This window comes from Massilia atriviolacea (assembly GCF_003953935.1).
GTDB lineage: Bacteria > Pseudomonadota > Gammaproteobacteria > Burkholderiales > Burkholderiaceae_D > Telluria_A > Telluria_A atriviolacea.
The window spans coordinates 363564-378086 of sequence record NZ_RXLQ01000004.1 but is presented as its reverse complement, the minus strand read 5'-3'; the positions used below and the strand labels follow the sequence as shown (position 1 = coordinate 378086).

General features: G+C 67.9%; 15 protein-coding genes. 6 read left to right on the top strand and 9 right to left on the bottom strand.

Annotation, left to right across the window (positions count from 1 at the left end):
- Nucleotides 1-34: 34 nt before the first annotated feature.
- Complete coding sequence (locus EJB06_RS09705; RefSeq protein WP_126073797.1) at nt 35-571, top strand: GNAT family N-acetyltransferase; 537 nt, start codon at nt 35-37, stop codon at nt 569-571.
- Here EJB06_RS09705 and EJB06_RS09700 read toward each other — a convergent pair.
- From EJB06_RS09700 to EJB06_RS09675, 6 genes are all read right to left on the bottom strand, one after another.
- Nucleotides 544-972: a nuclear transport factor 2 family protein gene (locus EJB06_RS09700; protein ID WP_126073796.1), complete on the bottom strand. Its 429-nt coding sequence runs from the start codon at nt 970-972 to the stop codon at nt 544-546. The genes EJB06_RS09705 and EJB06_RS09700 overlap by 28 nt on opposite strands.
- A 28-nt stretch (nt 973-1000) precedes the next feature.
- Nucleotides 1001-2395, bottom strand: a complete 1395-nt coding sequence (locus tag EJB06_RS09695) for a multicopper oxidase family protein (protein ID WP_126073795.1) — start codon at nt 2393-2395, stop codon at nt 1001-1003.
- Between the two features lie 13 nt (nt 2396-2408).
- Nucleotides 2409-3818, bottom strand: coding sequence for a TolC family protein (locus EJB06_RS09690; protein ID WP_126073794.1), 1410 nt, complete (start codon nt 3816-3818; stop codon nt 2409-2411).
- A 2-nt stretch (nt 3819-3820) separates the two neighbouring features.
- A complete protein-coding gene (locus EJB06_RS09685; RefSeq protein WP_126073793.1) occupies nt 3821-4153 on the bottom strand; it encodes a hypothetical protein in 333 nt (110 codons plus the stop codon).
- 56 nt (nt 4154-4209) lie between these two features.
- Nucleotides 4210-4530 carry a hypothetical protein gene (locus tag EJB06_RS09680; protein WP_126073792.1) on the bottom strand — a complete coding sequence of 107 codons (321 nt, stop codon included), beginning with the start codon at nt 4528-4530 and terminating at the stop codon, nt 4210-4212.
- Nucleotides 4531-4607: 77 nt separating this feature from the next.
- A complete protein-coding gene (locus EJB06_RS09675; RefSeq protein WP_126073791.1) occupies nt 4608-4805 on the bottom strand; it encodes a heavy-metal-associated domain-containing protein in 198 nt (65 codons plus the stop codon).
- 138 nt (nt 4806-4943) lie between these two features.
- On the opposite strand from EJB06_RS09675, the gene EJB06_RS09670 reads away from it, so the two are divergent.
- The gene (locus tag EJB06_RS09670; protein ID WP_126073790.1) at nt 4944-7133 is read left to right on the top strand and encodes a heavy metal translocating P-type ATPase; all 2190 of its coding nucleotides are present in this window, start codon (nt 4944-4946) and stop codon (nt 7131-7133) included.
- Between the two features lie 5 nt (nt 7134-7138).
- Entirely contained in the window at nt 7139-7528 is a 390-nt protein-coding gene (gene cueR / locus EJB06_RS09665; RefSeq protein ID WP_126073976.1) for a Cu(I)-responsive transcriptional regulator, read from the top strand.
- 190 nt (nt 7529-7718) lie between these two features.
- On the opposite strand, the gene EJB06_RS09660 is transcribed toward cueR, so the two are convergent.
- From EJB06_RS09660 to EJB06_RS09650, 3 genes are all read right to left on the bottom strand, one after another.
- The gene (locus EJB06_RS09660) at nt 7719-9551 is read right to left on the bottom strand and encodes a TFIIB-type zinc ribbon-containing protein (RefSeq protein WP_126073789.1); all 1833 of its coding nucleotides are present in this window, start codon (nt 9549-9551) and stop codon (nt 7719-7721) included.
- A 178-nt stretch (nt 9552-9729) separates the two neighbouring features.
- Nucleotides 9730-11358, bottom strand: a complete 1629-nt coding sequence (locus EJB06_RS09655; RefSeq protein WP_126073788.1) for a RimK family ATP-grasp domain-containing protein — start codon at nt 11356-11358, stop codon at nt 9730-9732.
- Nucleotides 11359-11386: 28 nt separating this feature from the next.
- Entirely contained in the window at nt 11387-12511 is a 1125-nt protein-coding gene (locus EJB06_RS09650; RefSeq protein ID WP_126073787.1) for a GNAT family N-acetyltransferase/peptidase C39 family protein, read from the bottom strand.
- 238 nt (nt 12512-12749) lie between these two features.
- Here EJB06_RS09650 and EJB06_RS09645 point away from each other — a divergent pair, with 238 nt between their 5' ends.
- Genes EJB06_RS09645 through EJB06_RS09635 form a run of 3 tightly spaced genes read left to right on the top strand, consistent with a single transcriptional unit; the run spans nt 12750 to nt 14468 of the window.
- Entirely contained in the window at nt 12750-13052 is a 303-nt protein-coding gene (locus EJB06_RS09645; RefSeq protein WP_229426998.1) for a hypothetical protein, read from the top strand.
- Complete coding sequence (locus tag EJB06_RS09640) at nt 13049-13687, top strand: nucleotide-binding protein (RefSeq protein WP_126073786.1); 639 nt, start codon at nt 13049-13051, stop codon at nt 13685-13687. The genes EJB06_RS09645 and EJB06_RS09640 overlap by 4 nt, the downstream gene beginning before the upstream one ends.
- Before the next feature lie 34 nt (nt 13688-13721).
- A complete protein-coding gene (locus tag EJB06_RS09635; RefSeq protein ID WP_126073785.1) occupies nt 13722-14468 on the top strand; it encodes a TorF family putative porin in 747 nt (248 codons plus the stop codon).
- Nucleotides 14469-14523 lie beyond the last annotated feature (55 nt).

Here is a 14523-nt window from a genome sequence, read left to right as displayed (position 1 = left end):
GCCTGCGGGCCCGGTTTCTGGTTAAGATGGGGGCATGAAGATCGAACGCCTGAACCCCACGCACGCCCCGGCATACCGCGCCATCACGCTCGAAGCGCTGGCCCTGCATCCGGACGCCTACACGTCCAGCGCGCAGGAACGCGAGGCAAACCCTGCGTCATGGTGGGAAGCGCGCCTCGATCCCGATCCGGAATCGAACGAAGTGGTGCTCGGCGCCTTCGATGCCGGCGGCGCGCTGGTCGGCACCGCCGGACTGTCGTTCGAAGCGCGCGAAAAAGGGCGCCACAAGGTCACCCTGTTCGGCATGTACATCACGCCGCGCTGCCGCCGCATGGGCCTGGGCGCGCAACTGTTGAACGCCGCGCTGGACTACGCCGGCGCCCGTGCGCATGCCAAGATCATCCAGCTTTCGGTCACCGAAGGCAATGCGCCAGCCCGCAGCCTGTACGAGCGGCTCGGCTTTGCCACGTTCGGGGTCGAGCCCTGCGCCATCGCGCTCGGCGAGCGCTACCTGGCCAAGGTCCACATGTGGCGCGCGCTGGACTACTTCGCCTTGCGCGACGACCAGTGAAAATGCAGCACCACCCAGCCGTCGCCCTTTTTCTCGAGGATGGCGGTTTCGGTGCTTACCGCATTGATGGTCTTGCCCTTGAAGGCGCCTCTGGTTTCGACCTCGTCGAGCAGGATCGCCAGATTGCCCTCCAGGCGCTCCTTATGGCGCACCACGCGGCGCGTGGTCGCCCTGGCGAAGGCGATGTCGTTGGCCAGGTGGTGGTCCGCATACTCGCTGCGCGAACGCTCCACATGGCCGGCCTCGTAGATGACGGCTTCGGGACTGAGCAGCTTCATCGCGCGCGCCTCGTCGCCCGCGTGCAGGGCGGCGTGATAGGCCGCCAGCGTCTCGGCGGGCGTCGCCGCCCAGGCCTGGAGCGATGCCAGTCCGAGGACGGCAAGCAGAACGAATTGGCGCATCGGCTTCTTTCAATGATCGAAAAAAGCGTCAGTGTGCATGATTTTTGCCCGGTTTGGTCACTTGCAGCACCTTCTCGCCCGGTTTTGCCGCCATCCTGTCGGCGTCCGGCGCGCGCGCCGCTTCCGGCCTGGCGATGCCGCCTTCCTTCCACTCGTACGCCACGGTCCCGGGCGGATGCTTGTACCAGCCGGGGTCCTTGTAGTCGCCGCGCGCCAGCCCTTTGCGCACCTTCATGGTGGTGAACATGCCGCCCATGCCGATGCCGCCGAACGGGCCGTAGCCGGTCATCATCGGCAGCGTGTTGTCCGGCAGCGGCATCTCCATCTCGCCCATGTCGGCCATGCCCTTGTCGCCCATGACCATGTAGCCCGGCACCAGCTTGTTGATCTTTCCGAGCACTTCGCGCTGGTCGACCCCGATCAGGGTCGGCACGTCGTGGCCCATGGCGTTCATGGTGTGGTGCGATTTGTGGCAGTGGAAGGCCCAGTCGCCCGGTTCGCTGGCGACGAATTCGATCGCCCGCATCTGGCCGACCGCGATATCGGTCGTCACTTCCGGCCAGCGCGAGGCCGGCGGGGTCCAGCCGCCATCGGTGCCGGTGACCGTGAACTCGTGGCCGTGCATGTGGATCGGGTGGTTGGTCATGGTCAGGTTGCCGACCCGGATGCGCACCTTGTCGTTGTGCGCGATCACCATCGGGTCGATGCCGGGAAAGGCGCGGCTGTTGAAGGTCCACAGGTTAAAGTCGAGCATCGTGTTGACCTTGGGCGTGTAGCTGCCCGGATCGATGTCGTAGGCGTTGAGCAGAAAGCAGAAGTCGCGGTCGACCCGCATGAAGTTGTGGTCCTTGGGATGGGTGATCCAGAAGCCCATCATCCCCATCGCCATCTGCGTCATTTCGTCGGCGTGCGGGTGGTACATGAAGGTGCCGGGACGCTTGGCCACGAATTCGTAGACGAAGGTCTTGCCCGGGTCGATGCCGGGCTGGGTCAGGCCGGTCACGCCGTCCATGCCGTTCGGCAGGCGCTGGCCGTGCCAGTGAACGCTGGTGTGCTCGGGCAGCTTGTTGGTGACGAAAATGCGCACCCTGTCGCCTTCCACCACTTCGATGGTCGGTCCCGGCGACTGGCCGTTGTAACCCCACAGGTTGGCCTTCATGCCGGGCGCGATTTCGCGCACCACCGGCTCGGCCACGAGGTGGAATTCCTTGACGCCGTCCTTCATCCGCCATGGCAAAGTCCAGCCGTTGAGGGTGACCACCGGGTTGTACGGGCGGCCGTTGGGCGGGTTCAGGGGCGGCTGGGTCGCCGCCTTGTCCATGATGACCGCTTCCGGCAGCGAGGCGGCGCCGGCGCGCGAGACCAGCGCCGAGCTGACGGCGAGCGCGCCCGCGCCGGTGAAGAAATTTCTACGTGAGACCATGCTGCAGTTCCTTTCAGTGTTGGGCCGGGGCGGCGCCTGGCGCTGCGCCGGCGGCGCGGGGCGTGGCTGGCGCGGCGTCGCCGCTGCCGGTCAGTGCCGCCTGCAGGGCGGCGTCGGCGATCCAGTAGTCGCGCTGCGCTTCGATGGCGGCGTTGACGCTGACCACCTGCTCGCGCGCGTCGGCCAGCAGTTCGAACACGCTGATCAGCATGCCGTTGTAGCGCAGCAGCTGTTCGTCGGCGATGCGTTTCTTGAGCGGCACCACCTCGTCGCGGTAGTGGCGCGCCAGGTCGTAGGCGGTGCGGTAGCCGGCGTAGTTTTCGCGTACCTGCGAGCGCGCGTCGACGGCCAGCCCGGCGGCGCGGTGCACGGCCTGCATGTACATCGCCTCCGCCTTGGCGACCCTGGCGCCGCCCCAGTCGAACAGGGGGATCTGCAGTTCGATCTCGTAGCCGGTGGCGCGCTCGCCGGTCTCGCCGGTGTTGCGCAGGTAGCTCAGGTCGAGCAGGTTGACGAAGCGGGTAGTGCGCGTCAGGCCGAGCGAGGAAGCCAGGCCGGCCAGCTCCTTTTGCGCCATCAGCAGGTCGAGCCGGTTGTTCATGGCTTGCGTTTCGACGCCGGCGGCGTCGCGCGGGGCGGGCGGCAGGTCGGGCAGGCGTTCGGGCAGGGTAAACGCGTCCGGGCCGGAAAGGCCCAGCAGGCGCGTGAGTTTTTCGGTTTCGACGGTGCGGGCCTGGCGCGCACGGGCCAGCTGGGCCACCGAATCGGCGTAGAAGGCTTGTTCGCGCGCGTGCTGCAATTTGCTCCAGTTGCCGGCCAGGGCCATGCGGCGCGCCAGTTCGGCGCTCGCTTCCGCCGCGTTCTTCACCTGTTCCATGTACAGCGCGCTTTGCCGCGCCGCGACCGCGCCGTACCAGGCGCGCCGGGTGGCGTCGGCGGTGCGCAGCACCGCGCCGGCGGCGCGCAGCTGCGCCTGTTCGTAGCGGCGCCGTTCGAGGCGGGTGGCGACCGGCATCGTCAGCAGGCCGATCACGGGCAGCATCAGCTTGCGCTCGATCTCGATGCCCTCGTGGCTTTTCATGCGGCCGAAACTGAGCACCGGATTGGCGAGGCGGCCGGCCTGCACCAGGTCCGCTTCGGCGATGCCGAGTTCCGCGTAGCCGGCTTGCAGGCCACGGTTATTGAGCAGGGCGATGGTGACCGCATCCTCGGCCGACAGGGGCCTGGCCAGCAGTGTCCGGAGCTGCCGGTCGGCGCTGCCGGCGCCCGGTGCGGTGGCGGGAATCGTATCGCCGGTGCGTTGCTGGGCGAGCTGGCGCACCTCGGCGTAGCCGCCGTCCGGCGCGAAGGAGGCGCAGCCGGCGGCGGTGGCGCACAGGCTGGCGAGCGCGATGCGGCGCAGCGGAGTAGAGAATCGTCGCATCGTCATTCCTTGTGCTGGCCGTGGTGCGGATCGGCCTTCTCTTTTGCCGGCGCGGGGTTCTGGTTCATCTTGCCCATGTCGTGGCCGGCATGGGGATCGTCGGCCTTGGGCGTGCCGGCAGGCTTGGCGGCTCCCATGGCGTGCCCCATGTGCCCCATGTGGCCGGGGCGCTTGAGCAGTTGTTCGTTGGTGTCCTTCCAGGAGGCCGCTTGCGGCTCCCGGTAGGTGCGGTAACCGGCAAAGGCCGAGTCGTAGGCGGGCGCCGCGGGCGGCGTTTGCGCCAGCGCCGGCCCGGCGCAGGCGAGCAGGGGCCATATCAGGCGAAGGGAATGCATGACAACCTCAATCGTGTTGGTTAAAAGACGCGGGTCCGTGGACGGACCAGGGGCATTCAGGCGATCGGGGAGTGTGGGGGGCGTTCCAGGCCGCCCGGGATATGGGCTGTCACGTGCATGGCGGCGTAGGCGATCGGTTCGGATGCGAGCGGATGCGCGGCGGCCGGCGCGGCAAAGGCCGGGGCAATGGTCATGCCCACGCAGCAGAAGGCGCAGTGACTACATTTGTAGGGGGTGTCCGGAGCGGGCTGGTCTGGCGTAGCGCAGTGGCCCTGGTCCATGCTGGCGGCGGCATGGCTGGCGGCCGGCGCGGCGGCCGCGCCGCACAGCGCCGACGATGCCGCGGCGAAGCCCTGCAAGGGGATCGCAAGCAGCATCAGCCATACCAGCAATGTTCGGAAGCACTTCATGGGCGAAGTCTAGCACATGGAAAATCGGGCGCGCGCCGGGCGCGTCAAGCGACGCTGGCGGGATAGCCGGCCTCGGCCAGGCTGGCCAGCACCTCGTCCTGGGCCGCCGCCGTGTCCAGCTCGACGGTGCGGGCCGGTACGTCGATCTGGATGACGGCATCGCGGTCGAGTTCCTTGAGGGTCTTGTTGATGATGCCGGCACAATGGCCGCAGCTCATCTCGGGAATACGCAGCTTGATCATGGCAACACTCCTGTTGGTGAAGATAACAAGGGCCATTCTCGACGTTCCCACAGTGGGAAGGTCAAGCGTTTTTTTCGCTTGACCTTACTATAATGGGAAGCTTAATCATGGCGGCATACGGATGTAAAGGAGCTGGCAATGACTACCACGACAATGAAGGACGCCCTCGAAACCTCGCTCGAGGTGGGCGGCATGACCTGCGCCTCGTGCGCCGGACGGGTCGAAAAAGCCTTGCGCGCCATCCCCGGCGTGCAGGGCGCGACCGTCAACCTGGCCACCGAGAAGGCGCTGGTGACCGGCGCCTCGCTCGATCCGGCCCAGTTGATCGCCGCCGTCGAGCGCGCCGGCTACAGCGCCAGCGTCCCGGCCGAGACAGCGGCGCCGCCCGCCACGCCGCGCGGCTTGTCCGAAGCGCTGGAAATCGCCATCGCCGCCGCCCTTACCATTCCCCTGGTTGCGCCCATGCTGCTGGCGGCGGCCGGCATCGACGCGATGCTGCCGGCCTGGGTGCAGTGGCTGCTGGCCACGCCCGTGCAGTTCTGGATCGGCGCGCGCTTTTACCGTTCGGCCTGGAAAGCGCTGCTGGCCCGCAGCGGCAATATGGACTTGCTGGTCGCGCTCGGCACCTCGGCCGCGTACGGCCTGAGCCTGTACCAGTGGCTGGGCCAGCCCCAGCATCATGGCGCCCACCTGTACTTCGAGGCCGCCGCCGTGGTGATCACCCTGGTGCGCCTGGGCAAATGGCTGGAAACGCGCGCCAAGCGCCAGACCACCGAAGCGATCCGCGCCCTGCAGTCCCTGCGTCCGGAAACGGCGCGCGTGCGCCGCAACGGCGTGGAGAGCGACATTCCGATCAGCAAACTCAAGGTCGGCGACGAGGTCGTCATTCGCCCCGGCGAGCGCATTCCCATGGATGGCGAGGTCATCGAGGGCGCCAGCCATGCCGACGAATCGATGCTCACCGGCGAAAGCCTGCCCGTGAGCAAGGGCGTGGGCGCGCGCGTGATCGGCGGGGCGGTCAACGGCGAAGGCCTGCTGCTGGCCCGCGCCAGCGCCATCGGCGCCGAAACCGTGCTGGCACGCATCATCCGCGCGGTCGAGGACGCGCAGGCCGCCAAGGCGCCGATCCAGCGCCTGGTGGACAAGGTCAGCGCCGTGTTCGTGCCGGCCATCGTGGTCATCGCGCTGCTGACCTTCTGCGGCTGGTGGCTGGCCAACGGCGACTGGAGCGCGGCGCTGCTCAACGCGGTGGCGGTGCTGGTCATCGCCTGCCCCTGCGCCTTGGGTCTGGCGACGCCGACGGCGATCATGGCCGGCACCGGCGTGGCCGCCCGGTACGGCATCCTGATCAAGGACGCCGAAGCGCTCGAACTCCTGCACGGCGTCACCGTGGTTGCGTTCGACAAGACCGGCACCCTGACCGCCGGCAAGCCGCGCCTGACCGCCTGCGTGGCGGCCCGGGGCGAGGAGCACGCCCTGCTGGCGCTGGCGGCCGCCGTGCAGCAGGGCAGCGAGCATCCGCTGGCGCGCGCCGTGGGCGAGGCGGCGCGCGCGGCCGGCATCAAGCCGGCGCCGGCACCGGGCACGCGCGCGCTGGCCGGCCTGGGCGTGGCCGCCACGGTCGATGGCCGCGAGCTGGTGCTGGGCAATGCGGCCCTGATGCGCCAGCATGGCGTCGACCTCGCCGCGCTGGGCGCGCAGGGGCAGGCGCGCGAAGCGGCCGGCGAGACGGTCTCGTGGCTGGCCGAGGGATCGCGCCTGCTCGGCATGCTCGCCTTCGGCGACGCGCTCAAGCCCGAGAGCCGCGAGGCGGTCGAGCGCCTGCACGCGGCCGGCATCCGCACCGTGATGCTGAGCGGCGACAATCCCGGCAGCGCGCGCCACATCGCGGACCAGCTCGGCATCGACGAGGTGCATGCGCAGGTGCTGCCCGAGGGCAAGGCCGAGATCATCGCGGCCCTGCGCGCCAGGGGCGGGCGGGTGGCGATGGTGGGCGACGGCATCAACGACGCGCCGGCCCTGGCGGCGGCCGATATCGGCGTGGCCATGGGCAGCGGCACCGACGTGGCGATGCACACGGCCGGCGTGACCCTGATGCGGGGCGACCCGCGCCTGCTGGTCGACGCCATCGACATTTCGCGTCGCACCTACGGCAAGATCCGCCAGAACCTGTTCTGGGCCTTCGTGTTCAATGCGATCGGCGTGCCGCTGGCCGCCTTCGGCTTGCTCAATCCGATGATTGCGGGGGCGGCGATGGCGTTTTCGAGCGTGTCGGTGGTCAGCAATGCCTTGCTGCTCAAGCGCTGGGCGGCGGGAGGGAAAGCATGACGACGATGAATATCGGCGACACGGCCAAGGCCTCGGGCGTGTCGGCCAAGATGATCCGGCACTACGAATCGATCGGGCTGATCGGCGAGGCGCAGCGCACCGACGCCGGCTACCGCGTGTACGGACCGCAGGATGTGCAGGTGCTGCAGTTCATTCACCGCAGCCGCGAGCTGGGGTTTTCGCTGGAGCAGATCAAGACCCTGCTGGCCTTGTGGCAGGACAAGCGGCGCGCCAGCAAGGATGTGCGGGCCATGGCCAGGCAGCACATCGCCGAGCTGGAGCGCAAGATCGGCGAGATGCAGGCCATGAAGCGCACCCTGGAAAAACTGGCCACGGCCTGCCATGGGGACGAGCGGCCGGATTGCCCGATCCTCGATGACCTGTCGCTCGGTTGAGTCTTGCGTCGTCAAGCGCCCTGCGCATCGCAACATCGGATTTTCAGTCGGCAACGGCATCGGCGGGCGTGTGCCCTCCCATGCGCCGTACATGCGCAACAGAAAAAGCAGCTTGCCGGACGGGGCGATGGGGCTGGCGCAGCGTCGATTTTCGCCAGGGTAAAACGATGCCGCGGGCCCAGCCGGCGGATTATTTGCCGGCCTGTTTGGCAGCCGGCTTGACGACCCTGGCGATGGCCTCGCTGAACCTGTCCGGCGCGCCCGCGGCGGCGCGCTTTCTCAGCGCCTCCGTGCTGCGCTTGCGGTCCTTGCTCAGGTGCAGCAGCATGCGCAGGCTGGCATCGGCCTCGGCAGGATGGCCGGCCAGCGCGGCCGCCTCGGCCAGGTTTCTCCAGCCCTCGACGTGGCCGGGCGCAGCGGCGACCAGTTCGCCGAGCACCTGGCGCGCACGCGCATGCTGGCCCGCGCGGATGAGGGCGGCACCGAGCTTGCCGCGCGCATCCATGTTGGCGCCGTTGGCCTCGAGCGCGGCCTCGAACGCGGTGATGGCAGCCGCATGGTTCTTGTTGGCCAGGGCTTTCGTGCCGCGCGAGAAGGCCGCCGCCGAGGCAGCCTTGTCGGCCTTCGATACCGGCGCCCGTGGCGCCGTCTTTGCCGTCATGGTCCGCACGGCCGCCCAGTCCTGGGCTTCGGCCGCGGCCATGATCGGGGACAGCGGCGGCGCTGGCGGCACGAGCGGGGCTGCGGCGGCGGCGGCGGCGGCGGCCGCTGTGGCGCCCGCCGCTTCGGGCGCAGGCGCGGCAGGACCCGTGGCCAGCTTGTAGATCAAGGCGCATACGATCACCGACGACACCGTGGACAGCGCGACCGAAAACCAGTCCGTGGCGCCAGCCGGGGCCGCCGGTTCAGTCGAGGCAGCCGGGGCTGGCGTGGTCGCGGGCTGGGCATAGCGCAGCGCGCGCCTTGCCAGGGCGGCCTGGCGCGACCGCTTGGCGCGCATGGCGCGCCGCACTTCGCGCCAGCCCCACAGGATCCAGGCCGCGCCGACCATGGCCACGCGTTCCCACGTCAATGCGTGAAAGAAGCTGCTGGACGCCCAGCCTGCGATCATCAGCGCCGACGTTGCGGCAAGCGGCAGCATGAGGCCGCGAAAGATGTGGTTTTCCTTGCCCTTGTTGGCCGGCAGCGCGTCCGTCACCAGATTGGCCGCATCGGTGCCGTCGGCCCAGGCATGGTATTGCCGGCCCTCGTACCCGATCATGACGTGGCCGACCGGCACATACACGGCCGAGGCGTCCCAGCGCGAGCTGGCGTTCCAGTGCCAGTCGCGCTGCTGGTCGCCCTGCGCGTGGCGCATGACGCTCGCCTCGACCAGCTTGCCGACCTGCGCCTCGGTGTGCAGCGCATAGGCCTCCTTCGGGTCCAGTGTGTAGGGCTGGGTGTCCACGCCGCTGACAAAGCCGACGTCGAACGGCGTCGCCTGCGGCAGCTTGCGCAAACGGGCAAGCAAGGGCAGGACCGATGGCGCCAGGCCGCTGCCGCCGTAGCCGACGACGTTGAAGTTGCCGGCGTCGTGGCCGTTGACCGGGCGCCAGTCGACCACGGTGCGATTCCGGGTGAGCGCCACCCTTTGCGTCCTGCCATCCACGCGCCGGTCCACATGGGCGGTATAGGTTTCGGTCCGCTTGTAGCCGAAGCTGGCGGTCCAGGTGGCGTTGAAGGAACCCTTGAAGGAAAAGCAGGGCATGTAGAACCGCTCGACGGTCAGCACGGCGCGTTCGACCATGTCGTCCGGGACCTCATCGTTGGCAGCCAGATGCTGCAGCACGGCGCAGGCGAGCGCGTTCTCTTCGATCGTCATCGGAATCAGCAGTTGCGCCGCCGTCGCCGCCGCCAGCGGCGACACCCGCGCAATCTCCATGACCGTCTCGCAGTATTCGCATTGCAAGGCTTGCAGGCCCGCCGCGTAGCGCAGCTGCGCGCCGCATCCGGTGCAGGTCAATGTGTCCAATTGTGCCGCCATGACATCCTCGATCATAGATTGTTCTCTGTGGCAAGAGGATACTGGAGGATGTTATTCTAGGAAATGTTTTAATTGAGAAAGTCCCGCGCAGCTGGCGCCCAGGCGCGTCGATGCCTTGCCGGTGAGGGCCGACAGGTATCGTCGCATCCGTATTCCGTGCAAATGCGGCACGTCGACATCACCTCGACAACAGCGCACCTCCGTGCCCGGCACCTACCCCATGCGCTTCGTCGAGCCGCCGCACCATCTCGCCGAGCACCGTCCGGTACAAGGCGTCCCCCAGCGCCGCATCCTCATTGCCGGCATCGATGTTGGGATTGTCGTTCACCTCGATCAGCACCGGCCCGCGTTCGCTCATCTTCATATCCACGCCATACAGACCGTCGCCGATCAGGCTCGCTGCCGCCACTGCGTGGCGCAGCAGCTCCGGCGGTACATCCGCCAGCGGCACCCCGCGTGTCGGGCCGAATTCGGCATTGCCGCCGGCGTCGCGCCGGGCGATCTGCCAGTGTCCCTTGGACATGAAGTACTTGCTCGCGAAAATGGCCTTACGGTTCAGCACGCCAATACGCCAATCGAACTCGGTGTACATGTATTCCTGAACCAGGATCAGCGCCGACTGCGCCAGCAAAGCGTGCGCCGTCTGCTGGAACTGGGCCGCATCGGCCACTTTGCTCACCCCGCGCGAAAACGCGCCGTCAGGAATTTTCATCACCATCGGATAGCCGATGGCCGCCTCGATGGCGCCGATGTCGGCAATGTCGGCGCGTTGCAGGGTAAAGGTGCGTGGCGTCGGCACGCCGTTCATGCGCATCAGGTCGGCCAGATACACCTTGTTGGTACAGCGCAGGATCGAGACCGGATCGTCGATCACGACCATGCCTTCGCTTTGCGCCTTTTTCGCGAACAGATAGGTGTGGTGGTTGATGGCTGTGGTTTCGCGGATCAGCAGCGCGTCGAATTCAGGCAGGCGCGACAAGTCCCGTTTGCCGATCAGCGACACATCTACGCCGATCCGCCGTCCGGCATCGACGAAACAGGCCAGCGCACCGGCATTGCTGGGCGCCAGCGCCTCCTCGGGATCGTGCAGGATCGCGATGTGATAACGGTACGGCTTGACGCCGGTCCGGGCCGGCAGCGGCGCGCATCCCATCGCGCGCAGGGCCGCCGCCGCCGCGCCCAGCTGGCTCTCGCCCAGGCTGCTCACGTTGTGCAGCTTGATGGCGTCGATGCGCCAGTGATCGCCGCGCGCGAACTCGATCCGCATCAGCGGCGCCGGAAAGGTCTCGAAGATCTGCCGCGCCAGCGCCGCCAGCGGCGTGTAGTCGGTCGTGCCGAAGCGGATATCCATCGAAAATTCGACCGGCATCGGCCGCTCGCCCGATTGCTCCAGCAAGGCGTTCAGTGCGTAGTTCAGTTCGCTTGTATCGAGACCGTAGATGGCCTTGCGCGATAAATCGTTGATGGTTTTTACCGACGGCAGCACCGCCTGCCCGCGCGCCTCGGCCAGCAGCGAGCAATAGTAGCCGACCGACAGGTATTTATAGCCGCGGCACAGGTTGATCACGGTGCCGCTGGCGCGCTGCGTATCGCCGCCGTGCAGGAAATCGGCCGCCGTGACGACAGTGTGGCCGCCCCCATCGCCGATCCAGTCGCGCCGCTGTTCGACCACGATCAGCGCGCCCGCCCCGGCCTTGAGCGTCGACAGCCTGCGCGATGGCGCGGGGAGGATAGCGGCGTTGGCATGGGAATCGTGATCCGGCGCGAGGGGGAGGCTGGGAATGGGATTGCTGCGTTGCGTGGACATGGCTGCTCGGGGTGAGGGGTTCGGTTAATCAGGCTGTTGCAGGCAACGGGTGGCCGCGCGGATACACCACCACCGCTGCCCTGGCGCCGTTGCGGCCGTAGCGCGCCATGCGCTCGAAGTCTTTTTTCGGGATCGGCATGTCGATGCGCTGCTCGGGCGCGCGCGCGGCGGCGTTGTCGGGGTCGTGGATGTACACATACTGCGCGTCGCAAGCGCTGATCACCACCCAGTGCGGCGCCCGTTCGCGCGTCAGGCGCCAGGTTGATATGAGCACCAGCACAACGCCGCCGGCGTCGACACAGCGGCGCAGTTCCGCCGTGCCCGCCAGGTTGGCATGCACCGGAATCGGGCAGGCCTTCACCTGGCGCACGAAGTCCTCGTGCACCAGGGTGATGACCTCGCGCTTTTCTTCGCTGCGCACCGATTCGCGAAACAGCACGCCGCCGCCATTGACGTGGATCTCGGCAGGAAAACCACGCCGGTGCGCGGCCAGCGCCAGGCCGTAGGGGCCGCATCCGCCATGCCCGGCCGTCATGAAGATCGTGGTCGCTTCGCGCCACAGCTGCAATTCCAGGGTGCGGTTCAATTCCAGCCCCGGCTCGAACGCCTTCATGGCCATCATCAGGCACGAGGCGCCGCAGGTAAAGCCCAGCGTCTGCCGATAGTAGGCGGCGCGCGCCCGCGCCGGGCGCCTGTGCGGCGGCAGCGCTTTCTGCAGGCGCCACGCGGCCATGCCGTCCTCGTAGTAAGCGCGGTATTCGCCGAACACCTGGTAGCCGCGGCTGGCGAACAGGGCGAGCGAGGCGGCGTTGTCCTTGCGGATTTCCAGGCGCACGCTCACGCAGCCCCTGGCCAGCGCGGCCTGTTCGGCGGCCCGTACCAGGCCCGCCGCCACCCCGCAGCCCTGCCACGCGGGAGTGGTGGCAATGGTGTAGATGCGCGCCACCGACACGCCGTCGCGAAACAGCACCGTGGCGTAGCCGCGCAGGGCGGCGCCGGCGCCGGCGACGAGGGTCAGGCAATTGCCTTCGGTGAGCAGATGGCGAAAACTGCGCCGGCTGAGCCGGTCGCCGCTGAAGCTGGCGGTTTCGATCGCCACCAGGGCATCGAGATCGTCAATATCCGCATGGCGGATCGCAGCGGCTTGTTGCATGTCCATCCTTCGCTCCTGGTTCGGGCACCGGCGCTTCCGGCACCAGCTCATCGTACACAGCGAGGTGTAAAAACGGCATCAAGAATTGCCGGCTACGCATAAAGAAGGCGTAAACGCAGCCTGCGCGTCGCCCTGTTTTTATGCTTTGTTTACAGGAGGCCCCGGACTTTTTAGACCGTTTTTACGGCTGGGCCGATAGGCTGGGAACCGTCATCCCGACGTGTTTTCCGGAGGCTTCATGCAATTGCACCAGTCCACCCGTTCGACCCTGCGCCAACATGCCGTGGCGCCTTTCAGCGCGGCGCAGCCGACCTGCACCATCCACCTGACGATCGACACCGCTTCGGTGACCGGCGCCCGTCGGCTGGCCATGCGAGTGTGCGGCGAGGCGCTCGAATTCATGCGCATCGCCCGCGACCGACAGGAAGGGCGCATGCAGGTCTGGCTGTGCGTGCATGCCGCGCTCGCGGGAGCTGTCACGTACGCGCTGCGCCAGCAGCTGCCCGGGGTGCTGCTGACCGGCGCGCGGGGGCAATCATGATCGTCGCCATTGCCTGCCCCCACGGCGATCCCGGCAGGACCGTGCTGGCGAATAACCTGGCGGTGCTGCGCGCGCGCAGCGGCCGCAAGGTCTGCCTGGTCGACACCGATCCGCAGCGCCCCTCGTTCATGTGGGGCTGCGCGCGCAGCGCGGCCGGGGTGCGGCCCCCGGTGCCGGCGCGCGCCCTGGGCGGACGCTCGCTGCCGGAGGACCTTGCGCAGATGAGCGAGCGCTATCACGATATCCTGATCAGTACCGAGGCGCGCGACACCCACGACAGCCGCTCGGCCCTGATCGCCGCGCGCCTGGTCCTGGTGCCGGTGCAGCCCGGCCAGGTCGACCTGGCCACCCAGTACAAGCTGATCGCGCGCCTGAACTGCGCGCGCATGTTCAATCCCGGGCTGCGCGTGCTGTTCGTCGTTGTCGGCGGCGCCGACGGTCCGGATGCCGCCGAGCTGGCGGCGGTGCGCGCGTATGCCTCGCGCGTGATGTCGGCCACGCTGGCCGCCACCGTCATTCATACCCCATGCCTGCATGCCTGCGGCCAGGGCCGCTGCGTGTGCGATGCCGACACCTGCGACCCGGCCATGGCCGCCGAGATGCAGGCGCTGTACCACGAAGTCTATCCGCACTGATCCCAGTTCATTCCACAGTCAAGAAAGAAGCACCATGAAGCGCATCATTTTCGCCGTATCCCTGATGAGTATCGCCGGCGCAGCCAGCGCGCAAGAGACGCCGTCCAGCGGCATCGAACTCAGTTATAACGCCGCCGCCACCAGCGACTACCGCTATCGCGGCATCTCGCAAACCCGCCTCCAGCCGGCCTTGCAGGGCGGCGCCGACCTGGTCCACGAAGCGTCCGGCTGGTACGCCGGCGCCTGGGCCTCGACCATCAAGTGGACCAGTGACGCCGGCGGCGGCGGCAAGGCCGAGCTCGACATCTACGGCGGCAGGCGCGGCCAGCTGGCCGGCGGCATCGGCTACGATGCCGGCGTGCTGACCTATGTTTACCCCTCCAACCGGCTCGGCCAGGTGGCGGGCTTTGCCAGCGCCAACACCACCGAGGTCTACGGGCAGCTCGCGTACGGCGTGGCGCTCCTCAAGTATTCGCACGCGCTGACCAATCTGTTCGGCTATGTCGACAGCAAGCACAGCGGCTACCTCGACCTGTCCGCCAATCCCGGGCTCGGCAATGGCTTCGTGCTCAACCTGCACGCGGGACGCCAGCGCGTGGCCCACAACGGCGGCGCCAGCTACACCGACTACAAGATCGGCGTCACGCGCGAGTTCGGCGTGGCGACCGTGGCGCTGGCCGCCATCGGCACCAACGCCGGCAAGGCCGCCTACGCCTCGCCCGCCAACGGCAAGTTCCTCGGCAAGAGCGCGCTGCAACTGACCGTCAGCAAGACCTTTTGAGGGCGGCGTTTACGCTTTGTTTACACCTGCGCGGCAACTCTTTACACCGTTTTTA

Bases quoted from the DNA above. Each gene is read 5' to 3' on its own strand.
- EJB06_RS09705 (WP_126073797.1), top strand. From the start codon at position 35: ATGAAGATCGAACGCCTGAACCCCACGCACGCCCCGGCATACCGCGCC.
- EJB06_RS09700 (WP_126073796.1), bottom strand. From the start codon at position 972: ATGCGCCAATTCGTTCTGCTTGCCGTCCTCGGACTGGCATCGCTCCAG.
- EJB06_RS09695 (WP_126073795.1), bottom strand. From the start codon at position 2,395: ATGGTCTCACGTAGAAATTTCTTCACCGGCGCGGGCGCGCTCGCCGTC.
- EJB06_RS09690 (WP_126073794.1), bottom strand. From the start codon at position 3,818: ATGCGACGATTCTCTACTCCGCTGCGCCGCATCGCGCTCGCCAGCCTG.
- EJB06_RS09685 (WP_126073793.1), bottom strand. From the start codon at position 4,153: ATGCATTCCCTTCGCCTGATATGGCCCCTGCTCGCCTGCGCCGGGCCG.
- EJB06_RS09680 (WP_126073792.1), bottom strand. From the start codon at position 4,530: ATGCTGCTTGCGATCCCCTTGCAGGGCTTCGCCGCGGCATCGTCGGCG.
- EJB06_RS09675 (WP_126073791.1), bottom strand. From the start codon at position 4,805: ATGATCAAGCTGCGTATTCCCGAGATGAGCTGCGGCCATTGTGCCGGC.
- EJB06_RS09670 (WP_126073790.1), top strand. From the start codon at position 4,944: ATGACTACCACGACAATGAAGGACGCCCTCGAAACCTCGCTCGAGGTG.
- cueR (WP_126073976.1), top strand. From the start codon at position 7,139: ATGAATATCGGCGACACGGCCAAGGCCTCGGGCGTGTCGGCCAAGATG.
- EJB06_RS09660 (WP_126073789.1), bottom strand. From the start codon at position 9,551: ATGGCGGCACAATTGGACACATTGACCTGCACCGGATGCGGCGCGCAG.
- EJB06_RS09655 (WP_126073788.1), bottom strand. From the start codon at position 11,358: ATGTCCACGCAACGCAGCAATCCCATTCCCAGCCTCCCCCTCGCGCCG.
- EJB06_RS09650 (WP_126073787.1), bottom strand. From the start codon at position 12,511: ATGCAACAAGCCGCTGCGATCCGCCATGCGGATATTGACGATCTCGAT.
- EJB06_RS09645 (WP_229426998.1), top strand. From the start codon at position 12,750: ATGCAATTGCACCAGTCCACCCGTTCGACCCTGCGCCAACATGCCGTG.
- EJB06_RS09640 (WP_126073786.1), top strand. From the start codon at position 13,049: ATGATCGTCGCCATTGCCTGCCCCCACGGCGATCCCGGCAGGACCGTG.
- EJB06_RS09635 (WP_126073785.1), top strand. From the start codon at position 13,722: ATGAAGCGCATCATTTTCGCCGTATCCCTGATGAGTATCGCCGGCGCA.